This is a genomic window from Ferruginibacter profundus (assembly GCF_054783275.1).
Genome location: NZ_BAAGQW010000002.1, coordinates 1606512 through 1632879 on the forward strand (window position 1 = coordinate 1606512; position 26368 = coordinate 1632879).

The 26368-nt window shown below is 39.0% G+C and carries 24 protein-coding genes; 10 read left to right on the forward strand and 14 right to left on the reverse strand.

The annotated features are described in order from the left end of the window. Position 1: 1 nt before the first annotated feature. On the reverse strand, positions 2-895 hold the full coding sequence (locus ACYVM0_RS16885) for an ABC transporter permease (RefSeq protein ID WP_460558815.1): 894 nt from the start codon (positions 893-895) through the stop codon (positions 2-4). Beyond that, positions 873-1802, reverse strand: coding sequence for an ABC transporter ATP-binding protein (locus tag ACYVM0_RS16890; protein ID WP_460558817.1), 930 nt, complete (start codon positions 1800-1802; stop codon positions 873-875). The genes ACYVM0_RS16885 and ACYVM0_RS16890 overlap by 23 nt, the downstream gene beginning before the upstream one ends. Before the next feature lie 323 nt (positions 1803-2125). On the opposite strand from ACYVM0_RS16890, the gene ACYVM0_RS16895 reads away from it, so the two are divergent. Then, positions 2126-3523: a T9SS type A sorting domain-containing protein gene (locus tag ACYVM0_RS16895; RefSeq protein ID WP_460558819.1), complete on the forward strand. Its 1398-nt coding sequence runs from the start codon at positions 2126-2128 to the stop codon at positions 3521-3523. A gap of 65 nt (positions 3524-3588) precedes the next feature. On the opposite strand, the gene ACYVM0_RS16900 is transcribed toward ACYVM0_RS16895, so the two are convergent. The 6 genes from ACYVM0_RS16900 to ACYVM0_RS16925 all read right to left on the reverse strand — a co-directional run bounded on the left by ACYVM0_RS16900 (position 3589) and on the right by ACYVM0_RS16925 (position 8524). Beyond that, complete coding sequence (locus ACYVM0_RS16900; RefSeq protein ID WP_460558822.1) at positions 3589-3882, reverse strand: winged helix-turn-helix domain-containing protein; 294 nt, start codon at positions 3880-3882, stop codon at positions 3589-3591. Continuing rightward, the gene (locus ACYVM0_RS16905; RefSeq protein WP_460558824.1) at positions 3875-4537 is read right to left on the reverse strand and encodes a hypothetical protein; all 663 of its coding nucleotides are present in this window, start codon (positions 4535-4537) and stop codon (positions 3875-3877) included. Before ACYVM0_RS16905 ends, ACYVM0_RS16900 begins: the two co-directional genes overlap by 8 nt. 8 nt (positions 4538-4545) lie before the next feature. Then, the gene (locus tag ACYVM0_RS16910) at positions 4546-5133 is read right to left on the reverse strand and encodes a hypothetical protein (protein ID WP_460558826.1); all 588 of its coding nucleotides are present in this window, start codon (positions 5131-5133) and stop codon (positions 4546-4548) included. 97 nt (positions 5134-5230) lie between these two features. Then, a complete protein-coding gene (locus tag ACYVM0_RS16915; protein WP_460558828.1) occupies positions 5231-5872 on the reverse strand; it encodes a hypothetical protein in 642 nt (213 codons plus the stop codon). 23 nt (positions 5873-5895) lie between these two features. Continuing rightward, positions 5896-6219 carry a 2TM domain-containing protein gene (locus tag ACYVM0_RS16920; protein WP_460558830.1) on the reverse strand — a complete coding sequence of 108 codons (324 nt, stop codon included), beginning with the start codon at positions 6217-6219 and terminating at the stop codon, positions 5896-5898. A gap of 46 nt (positions 6220-6265) precedes the next feature. Then, a complete protein-coding gene (locus ACYVM0_RS16925) occupies positions 6266-8524 on the reverse strand; it encodes a TonB-dependent receptor (RefSeq protein WP_460558832.1) in 2259 nt (752 codons plus the stop codon). A 451-nt stretch (positions 8525-8975) separates the two neighbouring features. Here ACYVM0_RS16925 and radA point away from each other — a divergent pair, with 451 nt between their 5' ends. The 6 genes from radA (at position 8976) to ACYVM0_RS16955 (ending at position 16677) form a co-directional block, all read left to right on the forward strand. Further along, on the forward strand, positions 8976-10349 hold the full coding sequence (gene radA / locus ACYVM0_RS16930; RefSeq protein WP_460558834.1) for a DNA repair protein RadA: 1374 nt from the start codon (positions 8976-8978) through the stop codon (positions 10347-10349). Between the two features lie 130 nt (positions 10350-10479). Further along, positions 10480-11181: a ComF family protein gene (locus ACYVM0_RS16935; protein ID WP_460558836.1), complete on the forward strand. Its 702-nt coding sequence runs from the start codon at positions 10480-10482 to the stop codon at positions 11179-11181. A gap of 20 nt (positions 11182-11201) precedes the next feature. Next, the gene (locus tag ACYVM0_RS16940; protein ID WP_460558838.1) at positions 11202-12608 is read left to right on the forward strand and encodes a hypothetical protein; all 1407 of its coding nucleotides are present in this window, start codon (positions 11202-11204) and stop codon (positions 12606-12608) included. A gap of 109 nt (positions 12609-12717) precedes the next feature. Further along, the gene (locus tag ACYVM0_RS16945) at positions 12718-13290 is read left to right on the forward strand and encodes a glutathione peroxidase (RefSeq protein ID WP_460558840.1); all 573 of its coding nucleotides are present in this window, start codon (positions 12718-12720) and stop codon (positions 13288-13290) included. 455 nt (positions 13291-13745) lie between these two features. Further along, the gene (locus tag ACYVM0_RS16950; protein ID WP_460558842.1) at positions 13746-14981 is read left to right on the forward strand and encodes a DNA polymerase III subunit; all 1236 of its coding nucleotides are present in this window, start codon (positions 13746-13748) and stop codon (positions 14979-14981) included. Between the two features lie 238 nt (positions 14982-15219). Next, positions 15220-16677, forward strand: a complete 1458-nt coding sequence (locus ACYVM0_RS16955; protein WP_460558844.1) for a PSP1 domain-containing protein — start codon at positions 15220-15222, stop codon at positions 16675-16677. Between the two features lie 57 nt (positions 16678-16734). Here the strand turns inward: ACYVM0_RS16955 and ACYVM0_RS16960 are convergent, their stop codons facing one another. From ACYVM0_RS16960 to ACYVM0_RS16985, 6 genes are all read right to left on the reverse strand, one after another. Next, positions 16735-17811 (reverse strand): hypothetical protein, encoded by a 1077-nt coding sequence (locus ACYVM0_RS16960; RefSeq protein ID WP_460558846.1) that lies wholly within the window; start codon positions 17809-17811, stop codon positions 16735-16737. A gap of 11 nt (positions 17812-17822) precedes the next feature. Next, entirely contained in the window at positions 17823-19424 is a 1602-nt protein-coding gene (locus ACYVM0_RS16965; RefSeq protein ID WP_460558848.1) for a flavin monoamine oxidase family protein, read from the reverse strand. A 3-nt stretch (positions 19425-19427) separates the two neighbouring features. Beyond that, complete coding sequence (locus ACYVM0_RS16970; RefSeq protein ID WP_460558850.1) at positions 19428-20951, reverse strand: spermidine synthase; 1524 nt, start codon at positions 20949-20951, stop codon at positions 19428-19430. A 4-nt stretch (positions 20952-20955) separates the two neighbouring features. Beyond that, positions 20956-21159, reverse strand: coding sequence for a DUF350 domain-containing protein (locus ACYVM0_RS16975; RefSeq protein WP_430986253.1), 204 nt, complete (start codon positions 21157-21159; stop codon positions 20956-20958). A gap of 198 nt (positions 21160-21357) precedes the next feature. Beyond that, a complete protein-coding gene (locus ACYVM0_RS16980) occupies positions 21358-23250 on the reverse strand; it encodes a DUF4178 domain-containing protein (RefSeq protein ID WP_460558852.1) in 1893 nt (630 codons plus the stop codon). Then, complete coding sequence (locus tag ACYVM0_RS16985) at positions 23250-23603, reverse strand: S-adenosylmethionine decarboxylase family protein (protein WP_460558853.1); 354 nt, start codon at positions 23601-23603, stop codon at positions 23250-23252. Before ACYVM0_RS16985 ends, ACYVM0_RS16980 begins: the two co-directional genes overlap by 1 nt. Before the next feature lie 128 nt (positions 23604-23731). Here ACYVM0_RS16985 and gldA point away from each other — a divergent pair, with 128 nt between their 5' ends. From gldA to ACYVM0_RS17000, 3 genes are all read left to right on the forward strand, one after another. Continuing rightward, positions 23732-24646, forward strand: a complete 915-nt coding sequence (gene gldA / locus ACYVM0_RS16990) for a gliding motility-associated ABC transporter ATP-binding protein (protein WP_460558855.1) — start codon at positions 23732-23734, stop codon at positions 24644-24646. Between the two features lie 20 nt (positions 24647-24666). Beyond that, positions 24667-25956 (forward strand): phosphopyruvate hydratase, encoded by a 1290-nt coding sequence (gene eno / locus ACYVM0_RS16995; protein WP_460558857.1) that lies wholly within the window; start codon positions 24667-24669, stop codon positions 25954-25956. A gap of 249 nt (positions 25957-26205) precedes the next feature. Beyond that, on the forward strand, positions 26206-26355 hold the full coding sequence (locus ACYVM0_RS17000; protein WP_460558859.1) for a hypothetical protein: 150 nt from the start codon (positions 26206-26208) through the stop codon (positions 26353-26355). The last annotated feature ends 13 nt before the right edge of the window (positions 26356-26368 follow it).

The following is a 26368-nucleotide window of genomic DNA, read 5'->3' on the forward strand; positions in this document are numbered from 1 at the left end:
GTTACGATAAAATATCTTTTCTTTTAAAAACAATTACAGATGCCGATACCAGGATAAAAATATGAGCCAGTAAGATCAGCAGGCTTCTTTGGATTGCAGGCCAGTTTTCAATACTTCCCTTTATGGTTTCCCCATCCTCTGTGGTACCAATATAAAAGAATCCCTTCCATCCTACCAAATAGGATGTAAATAAAAACGGTTTTACATTTTTATCAATGATGGGCACATTAATATTAGAGATAATGGTACATACAATAACAATACATACGGTGGCTATAATTGGCCCGATAGAATTTTCGGCAAAAATGGAAAGAAATAAAGACAGTGCTGCAATAACAGTAAGTGCTACCGTTGCGTAAGCAAATGCAGCAACATATCGCCACACAATATCATCTTTTGTAATCAGCAGTATCTGCGATTCTTCACCCTTGGACCGGAAGATGAGCATATCATCGGCGCCAAATATCATAAGGCTGAATACAAGAGAAGTTACCGCCATCCACAGCAGTAATAAAATAGTAAATATGGTTGCTGCAGCAAATTTTACTAAAATTAATTGTGTCCGGCTTATCGGTTTTGATATCAGTAGCCGCAACGTACCCATATTAGCCTCACCCGAAATAGAATCGGCAGCAATTAATGCAACCAATATCGGCACCTGTATCAGTAATGTGTTCAAAATAATGTAACACATAAAATACCCGTTAATAGCTTTTACTCTTTCAAATTCAAAAGTATCTTTCACACTTTGCAGCATCATGTCCATATAATTCTGTCCATCTGCTTTAAATGCAAATTGAAAAATAAAAGCTATTGCTGCAATTGCTATAAAAGCAATATAAGTACGGGGCCTTTTAGAAATTTTGTACAACTCAATTTTTAACAGTGTCCACATGGTGCTGGGTTGTAAGTGATAAAAAATAATCTTCCAAAGAATGCCTGGGCTGTATGGATAATATACCGATATTCATTGCAGTCATATCATTAGTAAGTTCCGGTATTCCATTTTTATTCATTTGCATTTTTATAGTATCTGCCGAAGGCATGACAAATGATGCCCATTTAGATTGCACCAGTTTATTTCTTGCTTCAGTGTTATTTAAAGTATCTATTTGCACAATTGTTTTTGCAGGATCCAGTAATTGTGCCGCATTGCCCTCTACTATTTTTCTTCCCTTATTGATGATGAGGATACGATTCGCTATAATTTCTATCTCACTTAATAAATGAGAAGATACTACAATGGTTTTACCCATCTCTTTACTAAGTTTTAAAATCAGGTTACGCATATCGGCAATGCCCTGGGGATCTAATCCATTGGTAGGTTCATCTAAAACAATCAGGCGTGGGTTATGCACCAATGCCACTGCAATGCCTAAACGCTGTTTCATTCCCTGGCTAAAGGTTTTTACTTTACTGTTTGCCCTTTCAGCAAGGCCAACCATCTCTAATTGTTCCATTAATAACCGTCGGGTAACTTTAATACCGCTCATTTTAGCAAAAATGAAAAGGTTCTGGTAAGCTGATAGATATTTATACAGGTCGGGTTTTTCTATTACAGCGCCGGTTTCCCTTAAAATTTCACTGCGATGCGTAAAAAGGTTTTTACCAAAGATTTCTATTTCGCCGGAACTGGGTTTTATCAGCGACAATAACATTCTTATAGTGGTGGATTTACCGGCACCATTTTGACCTAAAAAACCATATACATCGCCCTCATTAACAGTAAAAGAAAGATCATCCACTGCTATCAGGTCTTTAAATTTTTTGGAGAGTTTAGTAACACTGAGTAATGCCGGCATAATATAATAATATGAGTAAAGGTAAAACGGATTAAAGAGCTATTTGTTCGCAAAAGTACAGCAGCCGGTTAAAAAAGAGCTGAAAAAACTTGCACAGCCTCAAAAAATGCGCTATGTTTGTTTCTGCTTACCCACTTACCCGTATTCTTGATTCAACCACACATCCCCACAGATCAATTTAATTGCAGTAGTCATTAAAAATGAAATATCATTTTATGCTGGCCATGCAGGTTGCTTTCTTATCCACTATGCTGTGATCTTCCCTGGCGTTTATTATTGACTGTATTAACCTTTGTACACTTATATACCGTAAATCGCACAAGATGAAAAAAATCTTTACCCTGGCAATAGCAATAGTCATAAGTTGTATTGCCACTGCTCAAACCTGCACTACGTCAGGCTTTGATATTTGCGACCCGGCCAAATCTGTTAGTTCAGATTTTAGAAATGCAATACAATTACCGGGAACGGGCAGCCCTTTAACCGCAGGGGCTAAATATAAATTCAGCAATGCTATCCCCGCTTTAAACTTAGACGCCGTAATTTCTATCGATGCTATCGTAAATGCTGCTTTAGCAGGCGCAGGCGGTTCTGCTATTGATGATGATGCAATTGCTACAGAAACTGGTGTTGCAGGCAGCGGCGCTTCTTTGTTCTCACCACATATTATACCCGATCAACAACTTTCCTGCACCAATCGTTCCGGGTATGTTGAATTCAGCATTAAATTTTATACGCACAGCAGTGGCAGCGGAGCCCCGGTAACAGGTACAGAAATGGCTGTGGCCAATCTTAACCTGCTGAACTTTGATCTGGATGGTTTTACTGTTGGCAATAATGGCTGGTATAAAGAAATGAGCTATGTAAAAGTTAATGCTTTTGACCCTGCAAATTATAATGCCGTAAAAACTGAATTATTGCAAGGTGGAAATGTTGGCGGCTGGCTGGTAACTTATGGAAGCACAGCGGAAAGAACCGGAGTGGCAGGATGTACAGAGGTGATAGAAAAATCTGTGTACAATAATTTACAAACTACCATTTCATTCAGGCTGGGTTACGATTATAAAGCACCCGGTGTTAATTGCAACAGCATTAATAGTCAACCTGCCGGAGATTATGGTGTTCGCTTTGGTTGCTTTAATTTACCTGTAGCCGGGCCACTGCCTGTTTCATTAGTAGATTTTGCTGCCAGCTATGCGGCCGGAAAAACAACAGTTACATGGACGAGCCTGCAGGAACATAATCTTGACAGCTACGAAATACAAAGAAGTTTTGATGGTGTAAATTTTGAAGTGGCAGGAAATGTAAAAGCCAATAATTTAACTTCTACACAGGAGTATAGTTTTACAGATGATGTTGCAACTTTTAATTCCAGGTACATTTATTACAGGATAAGGATTGCTGATCTTGAGTACAGCATGAAACTTACCAATACCGTAATTGTAAAAATTGCCGGCCCTAAAGGGAATGAAATGCTGATATCACCCAATCCTTCCAACAGCCATGCACAAATAAAAGTGATCACTAAAAAAGCAGGCTCCGGAGATATTACTGTTTTTGACGCCGCAGGTAAATTAGTATTAAAGCAACAGGCTTCTTTGCTGGAAGGTAATAACACCATTATTGTAAACAATATTACTTCGTTAAGTGAAGGCTATTATACAATCCGTTTAACAACCAACAACGAAAGCTTCAGTTCTAAATTACTTATCTGGAAATGATATTATAAAATTCTTTTGATAACCAAGCACAAACAAAAGCTCTTTCCTGCAAAGGAAGGGGCTTTTTATTTTCCGTTAGGATTCATATACGATTGCAGTGCTTTTACATATTGTTCAAAAGCATCAATACCTTTAGGAGTGATCCTGCAAATAGTTTGGGGATAGTTATTACTGAATTGTTTGGTTACATCAATATAACCTGCATCTTTTAATTTATTGACCTGCACACTTAAATTACCTGCGGTAGCATTTGTTTTTTCTTTAAGAAAAGTAAACTCCGCTTCCTTAACACTTATCAGTAAACTGATAACTGCCAACCGTAATTGAGAATGTAATATAGGATCCAGTTCTTTAAACATTGGCCTTGCTGTTCTTTAAAAAATTACTGCGGATAATTATGCCAGGAATCAGCCATGCCGACATAGCAGCTACAGCCGTTAAGATCATATCCCAATCTGTTTTTGTAAATACCGAAATAATGCAACATATCCAGCAGATAATGCCGCCGTAAAACATTGGCCGCATATTTCTGCAGGCACCCGTTATAATTGTAGGAATGCCGTATAATAATAAAAAGAAAGAGGTGCTGAAGCTGCTGTAATTAAATTGCGGCTTTGTGCCTTTTACATCAATATAAGTTTGAAAAACAGGATTAAGCTCACGAACAATATTGGCATTGATAAATATGAGCAGGAAGATGGAGATACCAAAACATATCCATACCGTATCCATTATCCTGTCGTCGTACCCTTTTACTTTACTGGTACGGCCTTCTTTAACAGCAATAAAAACCTGTGGCACAATGGCAATCAGTGTCAGCAACCAGATATCAAATGGTAGACCAAACTGGTATTTGATCTGGAAAAACGTAACCAGGCTGCACAAGCTTATTACACTGCCCCATAAGATAGGCCCGATGCCTGTATCATGATAACTGTTCTTTGCTTTGTGGATCATCTGCTGTATCAACCGCAGGCTCTCCTGTTCGGATAATATATCTTCTGCTTCGGACATAAATAAAATTATTGTTTTGCTGATTTATTTTTACTGCGTAACATATAAGCCGGTACAATATAACTCACTAATATGGCTGCAGCTCCAAACAACATCTGGTAATCGTAATTAAAATAAGTAGCCACTATTGCCAGTACCCATGCACACAAGCCACCAAACACCAGTGGCTTAAACTGAAGTAACATGCCCGAAATAAATGTACCCAATCCATATAATAAAATAAAGAAAGGAAAAATATTGGTATCCCAGCCCATCTTACTCAATATCATACTCAACACAAAATAACTGATACCCATACCCATCCACAAATATTTCATACTCTCACCAATATAAGTTTTGGCTTCTCTCTTTTTACCTTCTTTTATGCCTAAGTATGCACTGAAAATAATTGCAGGAATTATCAGCAACCATACCAGGTAATGTTTTTCGTAGTTCAGTATATTTTTTAAAATAAACTGTCCGGTGCAGGCTGCAAAAGTTACCCAGCCCCAAAGCAAAAAATGACTGCTGTTATCACCCATATCCCTACGGGTTTTTGCAATCATTGATTGTATTAACTGAAGGCTGTCTTGCGGCGAAAAATTTTCCTCTTCCATGATGGTGTTGGTTTAGGAGTTTAGAGGTTTAGAAGTTGAGAAGTTTAGGGTTTAGGGTTTAGTGCTAAACCCTAAACTTCTAAACTCCTAAACTAAATTAATTACAGGTTTTGATCAACATCTCCACCTGTGTTTTACCCCAGTTAGGATCTAATTCACTGGCTGGTTTAAAAGTAGCATATTTATCCAATGCAGTTTGTAATGCAGGTTTTGCAGTTTTACAACCACCGCCAAATTGCTCTGGTGTATATTTTAAACCTTGTCCTTTTAAGTAATAAGGCCTTGGGTTATTAGGGTCCTGCTCCATGGCTTTTTCCATATTACCATTACTTTCTGCACCATACTCCTGCCAGCGTTGCATCGGGTTTACCATCATGTGGCAGCTTGCGATCATACTTTTAATACAGGAGATCTCCGAATTATTGGGCATCAATGAATCAGCTTTATTAATAAGGTCTGTTGCCTTATCAGCAAAACCATCCACTTTATCTTTATCCTGCAACATAAAACCATAATTAACCTGGCAGAATGCGGCATAATAATAGGCCAGCCATTGATTTTTTTCTGCTGTTGCAATTCTTTCAAAATTATTGGCCAGTGCTAAAAGGCTTGAAGGATTTTGAAAACTGGTATCAATAGCTGCCAGATTTTTTTTCATGGCAGCCACATATTTATCACTCTGGCTAAATGATAAAAAAGAAACGGATAATAAAGCCGAAACGATAATTAACTTTTTCATTGTTGTATGTTTTAAGTTTTGATTTATTTGTTTTGCTGATTTTTTAATTTCTGATATTCCTTTTCCACCGAATTTGTTTTAGGAAAAATATAAGCGCCTGCAAAATGAAAGGCCACGCCGATGCCCCAGCCTAAAGTGGTCCATATAGGCCATGGATAACGATGCATATCCCATTCCCTTCCATCAAATATCCTGTGCTGGTTCCCGGTAACAAACCAGATGCCCCATAAAAATGCATTCACAATTATATAAACGATCAGGTGATTTTTAAAACCGGCTCTTTTTTGTGCAATCTCCCAAAGTTCAGGGTCCTTTCCTTCGGGAGCAGGTTGACGATAGTGTGACATAATGTGATTTTAATTTTAAAAAAATTAAATGGCTATACTTTAATTTTTACAAATTATTATTAATGGCGTCCTGTGTTCTGTCGGTGCCAAAGCTCAGGAAACAACCTATAAATACAAATCGTTTACTCTGTGGCGTTACCGGCTCTTTGCGGCTGCCATCGTTGGAATAATTGTAGGTAAAGACCTGTTTTTGCCCGAATACATTGTTAATTCCTAATACCCACACCGCAAAGTTTTTGGTATCTTTTCTGCCAATAGTAGGCAGGTAATTTACACTAAAGCTGCAACTGTTATAATTAATGGTGGTACCCATATCAGTAAATACATTTTTCTGCTGAACATTATCATAGGCAATACGGTAATAAGGCCTTCCGGTTGCAAAATTATAGCTCAGGTTAAACTGTGTTTTCCAGGGCAGGAAAAATTTCTTGAAAACAAAGGCCGCCGTATGCTTTGCAGCAAATGAGGGTTGTATTAAAGAAGGGAAGTTTAAAAAATCCCTTTTGGTATCTAAATAAGAATAAGATATCCAGTAATCAACGTTCTTAATAGTTTTTTTATCTCTCCAAAAAAGTTCAAAGCCTTTTGCGTAACCCGATCCGGAATTGCTGCTTGCTGTTTCCTGCCCGTTTGTGGTATAGCCCGTTTTGTACAGGTCTGTATATTTTTTATAGAACAATTCCATCCGCAAAGTTTGTACGCCGGTTTGCATCTGGTATTGCAAAATATAATGCGCTGCCTGCGAAAAATTCAACAAACTGCTGCTGGGTAAATATTTTGTTTCGGGGTTCTGATAAAAAATACCATAGGCAAATCCTGCAGAACTGTTCTTACTCAACTGGTAAGCCAATGAAGCTCTTGGCGCTACATTCCATTTATTCAACAGGTGAGAATGTTCGGTACGCACTCCCAATTTTGCTGCTAAAGTATTGGTGATGTAAATATCTGATTCCGCAAAAACTGCAGCCATAGTTTCTTTTACGGCCTGGCTGTACTTTGTGCCATCATATAATGTATAAGAAGATTTTTCGTTACTCACACTTACTTCCGTTCCAAAGCGTACTGCACTTAAACCACTTAACTTTTTATCCAGCACAATCCTGTTCTGCAAAAAATTACCGTTGGTAGTAAGAGAGAAATTTTTAAACGCATAAAACATTGGTGTGGTAATCACCTGTTTTACATTACTGGCATTCTGCAATTCGTTATCAATGTCATTTTTATTGGTACTGTAAGAAATGCCGGCATTCAGTTTCCATTTGTTCTTTAGTGGTTGCTTCCAGCTGATATTATGGTACTGGTTAAAATTACCCAGTGTAAATGCATCTTTCATACTAACAGAATCAATATCATTGTTGCGACTGCCCACATTGGTGCTGCTTACATAAGAGAAGAATTTTACCATGCCACCACCCTTTGTTTTAAAACGGAAGTTAGCATCACCATCAATGATCACCGGTATTTTAAAATAATCCAGTTTTTGTTTAATTACATTAAATGCTAACCACAGGTTGGTATAGTTGCCGCTAAAGCCCCAGCTGCTTTTTTTATCTTTTGCCAAATGCTGAATACCGCCACCCACGCCCACCACACTCACGCCAAGATCCGCTTCGCTTTTTTCGGGCAGGTCCTTGCTTTCTAAAATTAAGGCCGATGATAAAGCCTGGCCATATAAAGCCGAGTAGCCCCCGGTACTAAATACCGTGCCCTTAAATAAAAACGGGTTAAACCTTCCCCTTTGTGCTACGCCGGGTGTACCGCTGTAGAAAAAATTATTTACCTGTGTACCGTCAATAAAGATCTTACTTTCAGTTGCCGTACCACCTCTTACAAACAAGCCCTCGCTTTCGCCCACCTGCTGGGCACCTGGCAGCGATTTAAAGGCCGCTGTTACGTCGCCGTTGGCACTTGGAGTGGTTACCACATCAATATCGGTTAAAACAGCTCCTTTCTTCTTATCGCTTGCTTCAAATGAGCCTGTTGAAATTACAACAGCTTTTAGCTCGGTTACCAGTTCCTTCAAAGTAGCAGAAATTGTAATATCTATAGTACCAATGGTTAGTTTTTGTTCAAAAGTTCTGTAACCGGACGAGCTGGCCTCAAGAACCTGCTCACCCTTTTCGGTGGTGGTAAAAGAGAAGTTACCCAGCGAATCTGTGGTGGCTCCGTCATATGTATTTTTTAATACTATACTAACGCCAGCCAACGGTTTGTTCTTATTATCCAACGCTTTACCGCTGATTTTAACCTGGGCATTTGCCGAAAAAATCAACACCGTAAGCAGTAAAGTAAACCAATTTTTCATCCTTCTAAATTTTACACAAACGTAAAGTAGTTTATTTTATAAACCAAATATTTTGCAGAAATAATTTTTTCTTAACCTTGCATTTTGCAGTATTCTTCTCTCCAAAATTGGTTTGTAATACACTGATTATCATCACTTTAAAACTCTTCTTTGGTTGCCCGCCCCGGCCTTTATTAAACGCATAACTTATCAACATCGCTCAAAATATATTTTTTTATGTGGCCTTAAATTGTAATTTAGCAATAGAATTTAATGGGTTAGTAAGTATAAAGGGCTATCAGAAATGATAGCCCTTTTACTTTTCAGTCGTTACCAAAATTGGTTTGTAATTTTAAAATATCGTACAACCATACCTAAAATATTTTCTACTTCATTTTTTGTGATAATGATCCGCAAACTGATTTTATAAATCTAAAATTTTCAATTTCAAATCCTCCGTTAACTTTACAACATGAGTAAAACTAAGTCGGCATTTTTTTGCCAGAGCTGTGGCTATGAAAGTGCAAAGTGGTTAGGCAAATGCCCAAGCTGTAATAACTGGAACACTTTTGTGGAAGAGGTAATTGTTAAAGGCAGCGATAAAAAAGAAAAAGATGAATGGGCAGATTATAAAAGAGATGGAAAAATAAAAACCATTTCCATCAACGAAGTAAGCAGTGCCGAAGAAAAAAGAATTCTTACCCAGGACACAGAATTAAATCGTGTGCTTGGTGGTGGTATTGTAATGGGTAGCATTGTTCTGGTTGCCGGCGAACCGGGTATTGGAAAGTCTACGTTGTTTTTACAAATTGGTTTGCAACTGAAAGATGTGGTTACATTATATATAAGTGGAGAAGAGAGTGAGCAGCAGATTAAAATGCGTGCCGACAGAGTGGGTATTAAAAGCGAGAACTTTTATTTACTTACCGAAACTGATACTAAAACTATTTTCCAGGAAGTAAAAAAATTAAAACCACAATTAGTTATTGTTGATTCTATACAAACATTACAATCTCCCTTTGTAGAGAGCGGGCCGGGCAGCATCAGCCAGATAAGAGAAACGGCTGCAGAACTGCAACGGTTTGCAAAAGAAACCAATACCCCGGTTTTTTTAATTGGCCATATTACCAAGGATGGCAATATAGCGGGGCCCAAAATTTTAGAACATATGGTGGATACGGTATTACAGTTTGAAGGCGACCGCCATTATGCGTATCGTATTTTAAGAACTTTAAAAAACCGTTTTGGCTCTACTGCAGAGTTAGGTATTTACGAAATGACCGGTGATGGCATGAGAGCAGTAACCAACCCCAGCGAAATTTTAATTACCCAAAAAGAAGATGCACTCAGTGGTATTGCCATTGCTGCCACTATTGAAGGTATGCGGCCATTGCTGATTGAAACACAGGCATTGGTTACGCAAAGTGTGTATGGTACGCCGCAACGTACTGTAAGTGGTTTCGATCTGCGCCGCTTACAATTATTATTAGCCGTGCTTGAAAAACGTGGTGGCTTTCATTTTGGAGTAAAAGATGTGTTTGTAAATATTGCCGGCGGTTTAAAGATTGAAGACCCTTCTATTGATCTCGCTATTGTATGTGCATTGCTCAGCAGCTATGAAGATGTGCCACTGCCGCAACTGATCTGCTTTGCCGGTGAAGTTGGATTGAGTGGAGAGATAAGAGCCGTTAACAGAATTGAACAACGCATTGCTGAAGCAGAAAAATTAGGCTTTGAAAAAATTATTGTAAGTAAGTACAATGCTAAAAGTTTACCCAAACAAAAAACTAATATTGAGATTGTGGCGTTGGGGAAAGTGGAGGAAGTGTATCAGTATTTGTTTTGATAAACTTGAGGAGGGCATGCCATGTATTTAAGCAAAATACTCAACATAAAATGCAGATGTATTTCATTGAACATTGAGCATTGAAAATTGAATATTGAAAATTATTTTCTTCAACCCGAGACTTAAGTTTATGCAATCTTTAAAAAACATACTCTCCTCTACCCTTCACCTTTTCTACCCACATGTATGCACGGGTTGCGGCAGCGATTTACTGGAGGACAATAATCTACTCTGTTTACATTGCATCAACGATCTGCCACACACTGATTTTGCTCAATTTAATAATAACCCGGTAGAAAAAATATTCTGGGGGCGTATACCGGTTACTGCCGCACACAGCCAGTTTTATTTTGCCAAAGAAACTTTATTGCAGCATCTTATTCATCAACTGAAATATAAAAATAATACCGCCATTGGTTTTTATTTAGGCGAATTGATGGGCACCAGTTTACTCCAAAGCAAACGTTTTAACAATATTGACTACCTGGTTCCGTTACCACTTTATCCGGATAAAGAACGTAAAAGAGGTTATAACCAGGCTGCAATAATCTGCAATGGCGTTTCTGAGGTTATGAATGTGCCGGTTTTAAAAGACAATATTATCCGACAGCGTTTTACCGAAACACAAACCCGTAAACATCGTACAGAAAGATGGGAGAATGTGGAAGGAAGCTTTGTAGTTAGAGATCCGGCAATTGTAAAAGGTAAAAATATTTTGCTGGTAGATGATGTGGTAACCACCGGCGCTACTTTGGAAGCCTGTGGCAGCGTATTACTGCAAACAGAAGGTGTAAAATTATATATTGCCACATTAGCACACGCTGCTAAATAGTTTTGGTTTAAATTTGAATTATGAATAAATCCCGGGCTTTCTGCTTTTTGCTTTCTGCTTTTTGCTTTTTGCTTTCTTCCTGCAAAAAAGATTCCTTCATTACCAGTGCAGAAGCCAGGCTTACTATTACCGCAGATTCTTTAAAATACGATACTGTTTTCACCACCACCGGCTCTATCACCAAATCGTTTAAGATCATTAATGAAAACAGCCAGAAGCTGAGATTAAGTAAAGTAAAATTAATGGGCGGCACTGCATCTGCCTTTAAAATAAATGTAAATGGCACCGCTGCTACAGAATTAAATAATATAGAAATTGAAGCCAATGATAGCATCTATGTTTTTGCATCGGTAACCATTAACCCTAATGCTGCCAATCTTCCTTTTATTGTAAGCGACAGTATTTTAATTAACTACAATGGTAACGACCGTTTTGTACAATTACAGGCTTACGGGCAGAATGCTATTTATCTTACCAATAAAGTAATTACTGGCAATGTAACCTGGACCAACACTTTACCATTTGTAATTTTAAAAAGCCTGCGCATTGATACCACGGCAGCATTAACCATTCAGCCGGGCACAAAAATTTACAGCCATGCTGATGCTCCTTTTATTGTAGATGGCACACTTATTATCAATGGCACAAAAAACAATGAAGTGGTTTTTGCTGGCGACCGCCTTGATAATGAATATAAAGACCTGCCGGCAGGATGGCCCGGTATTTATTTCCGTGGCAACAGTAAAAACAATGTGTTGAAATTTGCAGTTATTAAAAATGCCTACCAGGCCGTAGTTGCAACAAGCCCGTCGGTGAATACCAACCCGAAACTTATTTTGCAACAATGTATTATTGACAATGCTTACGATGCCGGTGTGCTGGCAGCCAATACAAGCATTTATGCCAATAATAGTTTAATCAGCAATTGCGGCAGTAATATTGCTTTAATATATGGCGGCGAATATAATTTTACCCATTGCACGGTGGCCAGTTTTTCAAATCTGTACCTCCTGCACAAAAACCCGGTGTTAACAGTGAGTAATTTTGCAACACAGGGCGGTGCTACTGTTACAGCCAATTTAAACGCCACATTCCGTAACTGTATATTTTGGGCCGATACCGGCTTTGTAAATAATGAAGTAGTGGTAAACAAACAAGGCAGCAATACCTTTAATGTGCTTTTTGAAAAGAATTTATACCGGGTGCAAAGTGACCCTGCCAACAGCACTTTAACAGGCAATATTAAAAATCAGTATCCTCAATTCGACAGTATTGATATCAGTAAACGCATCTACGATTTCCGGATCACCAAAACCAATGCTGCCCCCGGAATCAATAAAGGCATAGCTACAGGTTTTACAAAAGACCTGGATGATGGCAACCGAAACGTTGGTTTACCCGATTTAGGTTGTTATGAAAAACAGTAACCACACATTATTTTTTATAAGCGGTACTGCTGCAGAACCAAATTGGCAGTAAAATTGCACGAACAATATTTTAAAAAATGTGTTATTTAAAAAGTAAACTTTAAAAATTATGATAAAACTATTAACTGTTGCTGCCGCACTTGCCTGTGCCACGCAATTCAATAACAGCACTCCAAACACAAATGCACCTGAAACCAATGTTATGGTAGCAGCAAAATCTATTTATGAGTTTAAAGTAGAGGCGTTGGATGGCGGCACTATCGATTTTGCAAAATACAAAGGCAAAAAAATACTGGTAGTGAATACGGCTTCCAAATGTGGTTATACACCACAATATGAAGGCCTGGAAAAATTGTACGAAAAGTATAAAGATAAATTAGTGATCGTAGGTTTTCCTGCCAACAATTTTGGCGGACAGGAACCAGGCACCAACACAGAAATAAAAGAATTCTGCAAAAAGAATTACGGGGTTACATTTCCTATGGCAGCAAAAGTTTCTGTAAAAGGCGATGATACTGCTCCTATTTTTAAATGGTTGTGCAGCAAAAGTGAAAACGGTGTTTTAGATGCTGAGATCAAATGGAATTTTGGTAAGTTTTTACTGGATGAAAACGGGCATTTAATTACTTATTTCCCAAGTAAGGTTGAGCCGATGAGCGAAGAGCTGACAAGTAAGTTATAATAAGTGCAAACAATAATTTTCAAATCCGAAGTTTTAAAAGCTTCGGATTTTTTTTAATTTATTTTAGAGTATGAAAATTTATATTCTCATTTTACTCTTGATTCTTACCTCTGTTTCCTTTGCGCAAATTACTAAAAGCGGTACTTATACTTATAACTACTGCGATATGGAATACAATAAATGTATGGTAAGTGTAAAATAAAAATTAAAGGCAATAAAATCTGGATATACGCTCCGGCAAATCTTACAGGTATTAAAGAAGGTGAATTGTACGAAAGCGGAACATTACACAAAGACCGAACAGGCAAGTGGATAATTACCCCACATTCTTTAAAAGAAAAAACAACGCCAGCTTTAACCGATGATGGCCCGCCATTATGGATAGATCTAAAAAAAACGTTTCTGGACATTTTAGACAATTCATTTCCATCTGCTCTTCTTTATCTTTGCACCTCATGCAATTCCACTCCATCACCGGCCAAAAAGATACCAAAGAACAATTGGTACAAATGATTCAGCACAATCGCCTGAGCCATGCTTTATTATTTTTAGGTAAAGAAGGCAGCGGCGCTTTGCAACTGGCCATGGCTTTTGCACAATATATTGTTTGCGAAAAAGTAAACGGTAAATCGTCAATAGCGAATCGCCAAGCGTCAGCCGGAGCTTCATTATTTGGAGAACCAGAGCCAGAAGTGCAGGCAGCAAACGAGCAACCAACAACGTACAACGACAGTTGCGGTGAATGTGCAGCCTGTAAAAAAGCTACCGAATTAATTCATCCTGATATACATTTCAGTTACCCGGTTATTACAAAAAAGGCGGGAGAAAAACCCATCAGTGCCGATTTTATAAAGGAGTGGCGGGAGTTTGTGGTGCAAAGTCCTTATGGCAATGTATACGATTGGTTACAATTTATTGGTGCCGAAAACAAGCAGGGTAATATCACCGCAACAGAATGCAATGATATTAACCGCACCATGAGCCTGAAAAGTTTTGAAAGTGAATATAAGATCCTCATTATGTGGAAACCCGAGTTTTTGGGTAAAGAGGGCAATAAATTATTAAAACTGATTGAGGAACCACCACCCAATACCTTATTTCTTTTTGTGGCAGAAAGCGAAGAGCAGATACTCCCTACCATTTTATCACGAACACAGTTGGTAAAAATTCCACTGCTCACCAATTTAGAGGTGGAAGCCGCCCTGGAATTAAAAGAAGGTATTAACATAGAAAAAGCGGGGCAGATTGCCGCTTTGGCCGAAGGTAATTACCGGGAAGCCCTGCAATTATTGCAACATGCCGAAGACGATTGGCAGGCTATGTTAAGGGATTGGCTGAACGCAATTTTAAAAACCGGGCCTGTAGCGCAGGTAAAATGGATTGACGAAACTGCCAAACTGGGCCGGGAAAAACAAAAACAATTCCTCAAATATTTTATTCATTTGCTGGAACAGGCGGTACGGTTAAGGGCTTTGGGCGACTCGGATAATACACAACAGACTGCTGACCATGATTTTGCGTTGCGCCTGAACAAGATCTGTGGCATTGGCCAGCAGGAGGCCATTATCAACGAACTGGACAAGGCCAGCTACTACATTGAAAGAAATGCTAATGCAAAAATGCTCTTCCATGCCCTTTCTATCAGGTTATACCACATTATTAGCAACAAATCAGTAATTTTGGTGAATTGAGGAATTTGAACAGGGGAACAGACAATTACTAGGAACGATTATTTTGTCATCAACATATAATCTTTGATCAACATCGTTGTGTCACTCACTTGTACGGCATACCATTTTTGAGCTGTACCTGCCGAATAGAAATATATAGTTGAAGAGTGCGACGCCAATGCTGCCGATAGTAATTCTTCTGCCCGGGTCAAAAAAAATTTCCTCCTTATTTTTTAACTAACACTTAATTGTTGTCTATATGGGATGTGGAAGTGGAGGATGCGGCACAAAAGATGGTGCACCAGGTGGCTGCCAGAGTCATGGCAGTTGCAGCACCGGCGGTTGCAACCGAATGAATGTACACGACTGGCTGGCAAATTTACCTTTCAGCGACCCTGAAAGCAGTTGCCGCATTATTGAAGTGAGTTTTAATAATGGCAGCCGCAAAGATTTCTTTAAAAATAATACCCTGCATTTTTACGAAAAAGGAGATATGATTGCTGTGGAAGGCATCAGTGGGTTTGATGTAGGCGCTGTAAATATGACCGGCGAGTTGGTGCGTTTACAGATGAAGAAAAGGAATGTGGATGAGAAAAGCCCGGATATTAAAAAAGTATTGCGCCGTGCCAACGAAACCGACATTGCAAAAATGAAGGAAACCAAGGCCAGGGAAGCGCAGGTATTGATACGCAGCCGTGCAATGGCCCGCCAGCTGAATTTAGAAATGAAAATGGCAGAAGTGGAAATACAGGCCGATGGCCGCAAAGCCACTTTCTTTTATATTGCTGATGACAGGGTGGATTTTCGTGAGTTGATAAAATTATATGCGGCCGAGTTTAAAGTAAAAGTAGAAATGCGCCAGATCGGCGCCCGCCAGGAAGCCGGCAAAGTGGGTGGTATCGGCAGTTGCGGAAGGGAATTGTGTTGCAGCAGCTGGTTAACTGATTTTAAAAGTGTAAATACTAACGCCGCCCGTTACCAGAATTTAAGCATTAATCAAACCAAATTAAGCGGACAATGCGGCCGTTTAAAATGTTGTTTGAATTATGAACTGGATACTTATATGGATGCCTTACAGTTTTTTCCTGACGATGCAGATATGCTGGAAATGGAAAGAAGCCGTGCTTTTTTAGTAAAGAAGGATATTTTTAAAAACCTGATGTGGTATACAATGCCCGACAGTAATAAACAATATCCGTTAACGATTGAAAGGGTTAAAAAAATTAAAGAATTAAACAGGCAGGGTGTACGCCCTGCAGACCTGGAACCTGTGGAAATAGTGACCAGTAAACCAAAAGATATTGAACCGGTGTATGCAGATGTGGTGGGGCAGATCAGTTTAAAGAGCCTGGAAAAAACCAGCCGCAAAAGAAGAGAGAACGAACGTGGGCAGCAAGGTGGCAACAGGCAGGGAGGCAACAGGCAAGGCGATAACAGGCAACAGGGAATGGGCAACAGGCCACAAGGCGGCGGACAACAAGGAAACAGGCCGCAACAAGGGGGCGGTGGTAACCAGCAAAACAGGGGTGGCCAAAATCAGCAACGACCAAACCAGCCACAACAACAAAGGCCTAATCAACCCGGGGGAAGACCACCACAAGGTGGCGGACAACAAAACAGGCCACAGCAAAGGCCGCCACAAAACCGTGGACCACAAAGACCTAACCCGAATCAGCAAAGGCCCAATCCCAATAATAATAGCGGAGAAAATAAATAATTATACAGTAACGCCGGCTTAAAACCGGCGTTTTTATTTACGGCACATAAATGTAGTCTACCGGTTTTCGTTATTCCATTTAAAATTATCTTCTTTTATTTTCCAGATAAAGCCATCTAAAATATAGTGCGTTATTTGTGGCAATGCCAGTAAGGGCACAATAAAACTCAAAGCCTTATTGCTGATATTTACTGCAGGCCAATTGCTGAAATTAAATACCAGGCTATGTTCTTTCCAAACCATAAAATCCCATAACCCTTCTTCTACAAAAGCAAATAAAAAAATCAATGCCAGGAAAATAAGAATACCGTATTTACTAAACACTATTTTAAGAAAGCGATTACCTTTTTGCGGTTGCTGATAATTCTTTCTTCCATAGATCCATATCAAAGCCATATAAGGTATACCATGACTTACTACATTTAAAATAGTGAATGCCATATCACCATTAAAATACACAATACCAAAATACCAGGATACTAACGTGCCCGTTACAACCGCCAGTTTTGGTATATTGATCCTACGGCTTTTTGCGTACCCATAAATTTCTTTGGCAATAAATACCAACACCGTAATAAAGTACAACACCGTTAAAATGTTAAGTATTGTATTGGCATTAAAATAAACGAAGTCGTTGTCGGTAAACCAATTAAAATTTCTCGGGCCTTTTAAATGCCAGTAGGCAACCGGGTAAATAGTGGCATAATAAATGGTAACCGTATCTACCAGTTTAGCATATCGCCCGGTAATTTCTTTACGGCTATATACCCTCATAAATCCATATTGCTGCCGTATAAAATGAAAGACCGCAACATAAGCCAGCAACCTCCAGAAGAAAATACTACTGATAGAATAGGCCATTACACCTGCTATAAAACCAACAAATGGAATGGCTGATAAAATAAAGCGTTGCTTTTTAAAAGCACCGGCATCAAAGTATGTGCGGAACAAAGTGGTGTACACATGTGCCACATCAATCAGTAAAATTAAAATTACCCAACCGGCATCGGGCATGGCTTTTACATCCCGGAATAGCTGTGGAAAAAGAAAAATAATGAGCAGGCTTACAAACGGGGGCAGCAGAATAAACAACACATCAATGGTCCGGTTACCTATCCAGGGTTGTTGTTTCATAATGTAATAATTTATATTGCTGCAATTACTTTTTTAGCGGCTTGCAAGCCCTGGTAAAATGCTTCTTCAAAAATAGATATCCCTGCAATATCGGTGTGTGCAAAATGAATTTTATTGTTGATGGATGCTGCCATTTCATGCCTTGCATTGCCGGATATAAAACCGGGCAAAGGCTGAATCATGGCATGCCCCCAGACCATGACATTAATTTCCTCTGTTTGTGTTTCAATGTCTTCATGTATCCTTTTCAGATCATTAAAAATTATCTCAGTCCAGTCGGCATGTTTTTTTTCCTGCGCCTGTTTTCTTTCTGTTACCGCATCGGTGCTGCACAGTGGCAGATAATAAGTAAGGTTACGTTTATTTTTATACAGTTGTAATTGCTGGTGGGTAGCATCAATGTAACCCAAAGAGGCTGTATCATATACTACATTATCCCAGGATATTGGTGCGCCTTCTTTTTGTTTCAGTTCGTTGGTTGTAATATTCGCTACCATCCATGGGGAATAACTAAAATTATTTTTTACAATGCCTGTTCTGGTTTCATCATGTAATAACCGGCTGGCAACAAATTGCGGTGTGGCAACAATGCATTGATCTGCTTCAATGGCAATGTATTGTTGTGTTACCACATCAAAATACTCTACTACCACTTTATCATCCTGCGGTATAATTCCAGTAGCCAGGCAATTGGTTTTAGTCTGAGGCTCACATAAGGCTTTTAATTTGTTCACTAAAAATCCATTTCCTTCGGGCCAGGTAATTACATCACTGTATGTACCATTCACAGCTTTACCTTTTCTTGCAGCAAAATAATGTATGCCTGCCCATGCGCTGATGTTGTGGTAGGCTGTACCAAAATCATCTTTAGTACAATAGTTGACATAGTTGTGTAAATAAGAACTTGTAAATCCGTTTTTCAGCAACCATTCTTTCATGGTGATCAAATCAAGCGTTGTATAATCTGCATCTTTACTGGATTCGTTAACCGGTATTGCAAATGCATCTTTACCATCAGTACCCACGGCATACCGGTAAGTATTCATTTTTTTTAAGAACATATCTATCTGCGAAAGTTCTGCACCAGGTACGCCAAAATGAGGGATGAGCCCATCCTGCCATCGCCCATTGATGAATAATCTTTCTTCAGGATCAAAACATAAATATTCTTCTTTGTATTCAGGTATTTTATCTGCTCCTGTATTTTTTACAATACCACAATCCGATAAAAAATCAATGTATTCGGTAAGATTATTATTGGGTATAGGAACATAGTGTGCCCCCCATGGAAATGCAGATATTTCATTGGCCCCGCTTTTTGCATTGCCGCCAACTTCTTTTTCCAGGTCGAGTAAAATAAAATCGGTAATGTTATTGGCCTGCAAATACCTTGCTGCAGATAAACCGCTGATGCCACCTCCTATTATCACCACTTTTTTTTGAACCCTTGCAGTTATGGTATTATTTTTTGCTTGCCTGAGTAAATGGCCGATGTTTGAAGCAGCCCCGATGATCGTTCCTTTTACAATATGCTTTTTTGTATTACAGGCTGTTGCAGCTGTAGTGATTGCAGTGGCCCCTAAAACAGTTTGTATAAATTGTTTCCTGTTCATTTTTTAATCCAGGTATTTATCCCACTCTTCTTCAAAGTAACCTACCAGCACCTGGTTATTCAATTTATTTACCGGTATGGGTTTATTGTATTGCATGTCTTGCGGGAAAACAAACATTTGCGGAATAACCGCATCATTTAAATATTTTAATCCTGCCGGGTATGCTGCAAACCAATGCAGGTTGGGATTAATGCTGGCAATGATATACCCCCATTCGCCAAAAGAAGGTACATAATTATGATAAGGCTTTGTAAAAAAGCCTGCAGCCTGAATGGTGTTGTTAATGCACCAGAAACTTTTTGGCGCTACATAAGGTGACGTACTTTGAATAACCGCTACGCCATCAGGATTAAGTACTTTTTTTAAAAGTGCATAAAACATGGTGCTGTATAATTTACCAATAGAAAAATTAGAAGGGTCAGGAAAATCTACCACCACGGCATCAAATTTTTCCGTGTTCCTGGTCAGCCATAAAAAAGCATCTTCATTTTGTACCTGTACTTTTTTATTGAGCAATGATCCGTTATTTAAATGCACCAATACTTCCTGTGTTGAAAATAATTTCGTCATGGCTGCATCAAGGTCTACCAGTTTAATTTTTTCAACAGAGGGATATTTTAATATTTCTCTTACCGCCAAGCCATCTCCTCCACCCAAAACCAGTACACTTTTTAAGCCGGCAACAGATGACAATGCCGGGTGTACCAGCGCTTCATGATAACGATATTCATCTGCAGTACTGAACTGCAGGTTGCCATTTAAATGCAATCGTAATTCCCTTTTATTTTTTGTGATCACAATGCGTTGATAAGGAGATGAAGTGGCATACACTATATTATCTCTATAGGTAAGGCTTTCGCTGTAAGACATAATGTTATCTGAAAACACAAATGCCGCTACTTCTACCAGTAGTAATATAATCGCTATGGCTTTCAGGCTTACGGCCTGTTTTATCTGGCTGGCAAAATAATGGGCCAGGTACCAGCCAACGCCAATATTAATGATACCAAAAAATAACGAAGTTCTTATCAAACCCAAATGAGGTACCAGCACTAAAGGAAAAACAACAGAGGCCAGTAATGCGCCAATATAATCAAAGGAAAAAACTTTACTTACCAGGTCTTTAAATTCAATCTTGTCTTTCAGTATACGCATCAGCAACGGAATTTCCAGCCCCACTAAAATACCGGTTACCAACACCATTAAATACAGCACTACCCTGAAAGAAACCACCAACGGGAATAATAAAAATAATAAGGCAGAACTGAAGCCACCGATCAAACCAATGAGCAATTCTATTTTAATGAACCATCTTAAAATATCGTTATTAAAATACCTGGAAAAAAAAGACCCGATACCCATGGCAAATAAATAGGTGCCGATGATAGTGCTGAATTGTGTAACGCTATCACCAAGCAGGTAACTGGCCAGGGTACCCGCTACCAATTCATAAATTAAACCGCAGGTGGCAATACAAAATACTGCAATCAGCAATATCCACTGGGCGCTGCTTTCTTTTTTTATCATGGTATTAATGTATGGCCGAAGCAATAATTATAGCAACTGCCAGCATAAAAAAACCAGCTAAAATAGCAAGGGCAACATTTTTATTTTCCAGTATCTCTTTACGCAAATTATGCCGGGGCGTTAATATTTCTAACAGCACAAAGGATACTGCCAGTATTGCTATGCCTAAAAAAGCATATAAAAGAGAGTTGATGATGGGCTGTGTCATATATAAAAGTTTTATTTGTGGCTGCCTGGACCGCTGCTGCTCCATTGCTGCTGGTTACTAAAAGAAAACATTCTTCTTCCTGTAATATCACAAAAAAGCAGCAGTGATGTTACTGCAAGAAAGGTTACAATAAACCACCGGAATGGAAACAATGGTGATCGGTTTTTAAAAAAATTAAAATTCATTTTGTATGTCATTTTAATTGTCTGTGTAATTAGAATAAGGACTGTCCTGCCACCTGCTTTTTTCTGTATACTGGTTTCGGATATAGTTAATCACCGGCCACAGCAATAACAGGAAAATGGCAAACCAAAGATTTCTGTAGGCCGCTACATCGTAAATTACTTTTGCGCTAAAGCTGTTTAATTTTACAGCAGAATTTGTTTCCCTTGCCCCTTCCATCTCCAGGAAATATTTGCCGGCAGGTACGTTAGTAATATAAGCGGTTTCGTCATGGCTGCCTTCCGTCCAGTTTTCGCCATCTGTATAGCCGTAATAATACTCAATACCCTGTTCCATTGTATATTCTTTGCCTGTTTCCACATTTACCAGGGTTGCACTCAATTCAAACCAGCTGTTACTCACCGGCGATGATATATCAAATTGCACATTGCTCCGCCATTTATTCAGTACAAACTTTTCGGTAACGATTTTTATTTTATCGGCTGAATCCGGAAAATAATAAGTATTCTGCGCCAGGATTTTATTTTGTTTATTACCCGACGATATCATGAACACCAGCAATAAACCTAAAATACCCAACGCACTCATCAATACTAATTTTTTTATGTTGATGTAACCGGTAGGCTGCACTGCACCTACCCCAATCCGGTATGGCATGGCATTATCAATAGCAAAAGCTTTTTTTATTTCTTTAGGCGCAATATGTTGGCCCCAAAACCAGCTGATCCCTTCTTTACTATCTTTTTCTCTTATCCAAATCTCCGGTGGCGAAATGTATTCTTTCACCATGGTGTTTTTATTATCAAAAGCATTGTAGGGAAATTCGCCACGGGCTTCTATCACCGTATAAGAGTAAGAGTTATACAAATGAAAAGATTCGTTATCAAATTCAAAAGTTTTAGTATTCTCGTTTAATATTACCGGCGCTGCAAGGGTTTCCTTTACATATATCCAGTGCCCGTTGAACTCACTTAAAAAAGCAAAACCGTATGTGGGGTTAAATAAAACATATTCCCTCCATTTGGCTTTATAGGCATTTTGTTCCTGCTTTTTGGTATATCCCACCACCCGGTAGTTTATATTTTTAATAATACCATTGGCGCCTAAGGGCAGTAAGCTAGTAAAGGTGTTCTTATTATTTTTTCCTTTATCGATCAATCTCTTTTTTTCTATGCTGTAAAAAGTACCGCAATCATTACAGGTACAGCTTTGAGCCAACGGATAAGTGCTGATGACTATTTCTTTAGCACATTGCGGGCATTTTAATTGTATGCCATAGGGATTTTTCTCCTGTATATTTTCCAGCTTAAGATCGTCAAATGAAGTGGGATTATTACTAAAGGTCTCGGTTGTTTTATCGCCCCATTTAAATAGTGTAAAAAGTTTTCCGCTTTCGCCATCGTATTCATATACATCAAAATAGGTGCTGAAATTTTTGAGGCACAACTCTCCTTCCACTTCCCAGTAAAAAGTGCTGCTTTTTTTTTGAAACTGGTAATCCGTATTGATCACTACCTGCCCTACCTTATTACTGCCGAGATCACTGTCTTTAATAACCGCCTGTTTGTCTTCCAGCAAAATGGAATACAGGCCATAGCCCTCTGCTAAAAATCCGGTGGCACCATCCTTAAAAACAATACACCAATAACTAAAAAAAGATTCCTCAAACCAAACCCCCATTTTTCCCAATATCCTGAACTGCCTGCCCTCCCATTGGCCTGTAGTGCCGGGTTTTAGCTGGTAGCCTTTTACAGTAACATTATTTAATCCTTCGGCAACTGTTAACTGGTTATCTTTTTTTACTAACACTGCACCACAGGTACATTCTTTAATATTGGATGCCGGGTATTCAAACGCCAGCATGGCATTACATTTCGGGCATTGTAATATAGTACGCAGGTCGCTCATCAGCGGGTTATTGTTTGTACAGATAAAACAATAGCATCAAAGTAGGCGGTGATACTTTCAAAAAGTGCCTGCACCGTGTCGTCATTGGTCTTTTTAAAATTACTCAGGTAAACATCCACATTTACCAGCCGGTGCTCAGGCCAGGTATGTATAGAAATATGGCTTTCGCTGAGGCAGACCACTGCAGTAAAGCCTTCGGGGGAAAAATCATGGTATACTTCGCCTAATTTAAACAGCTGGTAATTGTCAACCAAATGGTCGATGAGATCTTTAAAACCGGCATAATGCTTTATAAGCTCAGCCTTACCAGGTTGCAGGGTAGCAATAAGATGTTTACCGGGTTTATATTCCATTACGGTAAAAATAGATAATCCCAATAAATTTACCCGTGTTTTCTATCATGTTTTCTAAGCATTATATTTTGTACTTTCGCAATTGAAATAAATATTCATATTTCAATTCTCAGGTAATCCAGTAGTACATGTCTATTACAGTCAGCAACCTTTCTAAAATTTACGGCGCTCAAAAAGCGGTTAATAACATTTCCTTTACCATCAATAAAGGAGAGATCGTTGGTTTCCTGGGGCCTAACGGAGCCGGGAAATCCACCACCATGAAGATTATTACCGGCTACCTTAAGGCAGATGGCGGCAATGCAGTGGTGTGCGGCATTACGGTAGACGAAAACAGCAACGAAACCAAAAAGAAGATCGGTTACCTGCCCGAAGCCAATCCTTTGTACTACGATATGTTTGTGAGAGAGTACCTGGAGTTTGTGGGCAATGTACATAAAGTGGATAATCTTAAACAACAGATTGAAACAGTGATAGCTACTGTTGGTTTGCAGATAGAAGCCAATAAAAAGATAGGGCAGTTAAGCAAGGGCTATAAACAACGTGTAGGCTTAGCCGCTGCGCTGATACACAACCCCGATGTATTGATATTAGATGAACCTACCAGCGGCCTTGACCCTAACCAGATAGTAGAAATTAGAGAAGTGATAAAGGAACTGGGTAAAAATAAAACCGTGTTGTTCTCTTCGCATATCATGCAGGAAGTGGAAGCTATTTGCGACAGGGTGATCATTATTAACAAAGGGAATATTGTGGCAGATGATAAATTAAGCAATCTTCAAAAAAACAATTCCGGTATCCATGTGGTACAGGTACAGTTTAAAGAAAATGTGCCGGCAGATGTGTTACAGTCTATACAAGACGTAACCGGTATCAGCCAGTCCTCAGCTTCTGATTTTCAACTTTCAACAAAAAATCCCGAAAGTATTAGAAAACAATTAATGGAACTGAGTTTGCGGAACAACTGGAACATTGTTTCTTTGCAAAGTGAAAATAACAGCCTGGAAGAAGTATTCAGGAATTTGACTTCAAATAATAATTAAAAAATCAAACAACAAAGAAAATGAGCTACATCGCCTCCATTCATGCCCGTCAGATATTAGACAGCCGTGGAAATCCAACAGTAGAAGTTGACATCTTAACAGAGAACGAACATTTGGGCCGTGCCGCTGTGCCGAGTGGTGCCAGTACGGGTATTCATGAAGCGGTGGAGTTAAGGGACAATAATAAAAAACTGTATGGTGGTAAAGGTGTTTTAAAAGCGGTGAAAAATGTAAATACAGTTATTGCAGATAATTTATTAGGATGGGATGTAGCTGACCAAACCGGTATTGACGCTGCACTGCAGGCTTTGGATGGCACTGCCAACAAAGGAAAATTAGGTGCCAATGCAATGCTTGCCGTTAGTATGGCAGTTGCAAAAGCTGCTGCATTGGAAGCTAACCTTCCCTTGTACCGTTATATTGGGGGGACCAATGCAAAAATTTTACCCATACCGATGATGAACATCTTAAACGGTGGTGCACATGCGGATAATAAGATCGACTTCCAGGAATTTATGGTAATGCCTGTTGGCGCTACTTCTTTCAGCGAAGGCTTACGTTGGGGTGTTGAGATTTTTCATGCCTTAAAAACTGTATTAAAGAAAAAAGGCTTCAGCACTAACGTAGGTGATGAAGGTGGCTTTGCTCCCAATATACAAAGTAATGAAGAGGCTATTGAAACCGTATTGACTGCAATACAGGCCGCAGGTTTTAAAACCGGTTCTCAGATCACTATTGCTATGGATGCTGCCAACAGTGAATTGTGGGACAGCAAAAAGAAAAAATATGTTTTCCATAAAAGCTCAGGAAAAGAAATGACCAGCGAACAACTGGTGAATTTCTGGGCCAGCTGGGTAAAACAATATCCCATCTGCAGTATCGAAGATGGTATGGCCGAAGATGACTGGAAAGGATGGAAAATGCTGACCGAAGCAGTAGGTAAAAAATGCCAGCTGGTAGGTGATGATCTTTTTGTAACCAACGTTACAAGACTGGAAAGAGGCATCAATGAAGGTATTGCAAACGGCTTATTGGTGAAAGTAAACCAGATTGGTACTATTACAGAAACTATCAATGCGGTAAGTATGGCACAACAGGGTGGTTACAATACCATCATGAGCCATCGCAGCGGCGAAACTGAAGATACCACTATTGCTGACCTGGCTGTTGCATTAAACTGCGGACAAATCAAGACCGGTTCTGCATCCCGTACCGACCGTATGGCTAAGTATAACCAGCTGATCCGTATTGAAGAAATGTTGGGCGAAAGCGGCATTTATCCAAAAGGAAAGATTAAATTTGGACAGTAGCTTATAGCGGATGGTTCATAGTTCATGGAAATGCATTGTTTTACCATGAACCATTAACTATGAACCATCAACTTTTTCAACTATAACTAAATGAAATTACTTGCTCACATACCATCCTGGCTAAAAAATAAGTACCTGATTGCGGGTACGGCTTTCTTAGTCTGGATTTTTTTCTTTGATCCAAAAGATATTCCTTCTACTATCAATAGAATAGAGACTTACAGCAAGTTGCAAAAAAATGAGCAACACATGACTAAATTGATTGTGGAAACCAGTAAAGACCGTAATTTATTGAAGACCAACTCCCAAACGATTGAAAAATATGCCCGGGAGAACTATATGATGAAAAAAGATAATGAAGATCTGTTCATAATAAATACCCCCTCAGAAAGCAAATAATTTTGCGCTAAAA